The organism is Streptococcus orisratti DSM 15617 (genome assembly GCF_000380105.1).
In the GTDB taxonomy this organism is placed as follows: Bacteria; Bacillota; Bacilli; order Lactobacillales; family Streptococcaceae; genus Streptococcus; species Streptococcus orisratti.
The window spans coordinates 1-1,256 of the sequence record NZ_KB904535.1; the positions used below are offsets into that span (position 1 = coordinate 1).

Consider the following 1,256-nt stretch of genomic DNA (forward strand, 5'->3'; position numbering starts at 1 on the left):
TTTAGTGTAAAGCAAGGTCACTTCCCTATTTTGATGACTGTATGAAAATTATTTTTTCTCTAAAACCTTGATAGGCTTGACAAACGGTAGAAAAAGACTATATCTGGGAGATAATTGAAGATAGGAAATGATACGAACGTGGGTTGTACAACATAATATAGACAAAACTGAAGTGTATTAAATCAAGACACCAAGGTCTGAGCTTGATTGTCGGAGACTATTAATTGAAAAATATAGGATTATGACTTTACTTTTTGAAGGTATAGTCTTGAACAATCTCAATGGATTTGATGGTAACATCTTGTGTTGGTTTATTGTTGCTATCAACACTGACTGCAGCTATTTTATCCACAACATCCATACCTTTGACTACTTGACCGAAGACTGTATAAGAACCGTCTAAGCTAGGGTTTCCACCTTTAGCGTAGGCATCAATAATTGGTTTTGGAGTGGTTTGACTAGATAGACTAGAAGATTGATCGCTGGAATTTTGATTAATGTAGAACTGGCTGCCGTTAGTATCAGCTCCAGCATTTGCCATTGCTAAAGCACCGCGGATGTTGTAGAGATAAGGGGAAATTTCGTTGGCAAAACCATTTCCTGAATCAATGCTCTTGTCTTTATCATACCAGATAGATTGACCGCCAGTGCCATCCCCATTGGGGTCACCAGACTGAATCATGAATTCTGAGATAACACGGTGAAAAAGTAATCCATCGTAATAGCCCTCTTTAGCGTGTGTTAGGAAATTTTCTACAGCTAGTGGGGCATACTTTGGAAATAAGTTGATTGTAATGTCACCCATTGATGTGTGTAAAATAACCTGTGCCTCATTCTTTCCTACTTCTGTACGTAACTGTGGAAAACTGCTAGCATCCGCTTTGAGAGCAGCGGTAACTTCTTTCTGGTAAGCTTCAGATGATGCAGCGCTTTTACTTGCAGACTGACTTGAAGCAATATAATCGTCACCTTTAATGGCACGGTCAAGACTTTCACAGCCAGCTAGAGATAAGAGACTTAGTGCAGCCAAACTAAGGTAAATGTATTTTTTCATGGTAACTCCTTAAATGATTTTCCTATCTATTTTACCATAAAATGGAATAAGATGTTTTTGTGAGTGTGAAAAGCTTTTTTAAAAATTAAATTAAAAATTAAATATTAATCCCCACTTGTCAAGTCAAGTGCAACAAGTTCATTGATAACTAGAGTTCCAGAGGTTAAGCTGTTTGGGCTAGCCCAAACAAAATATTTGCGGT

The 1,256-nt window shown here is 37.5% G+C and carries 1 protein-coding gene; it reads right to left on the reverse strand.

Translation table 11 applies throughout. The features are described from left to right. Positions 1-247: 247 nt before the first annotated feature. On the reverse strand, positions 248-1,054 hold the full coding sequence (locus A3I7_RS0111895; RefSeq protein WP_018376959.1) for a peptidylprolyl isomerase: 807 nt from the start codon (positions 1,052-1,054) through the stop codon (positions 248-250). Positions 1,055-1,256: the final 202 nt, after the last annotated feature.

Excerpts from the sequence above, each read along its gene's own strand:
- A3I7_RS0111895 (WP_018376959.1), bottom strand. The coding sequence starts at position 1,054 with ATGAAAAAATACATTTACCTTAGTTTGGCTGCACTAAGTCTCTTATCT.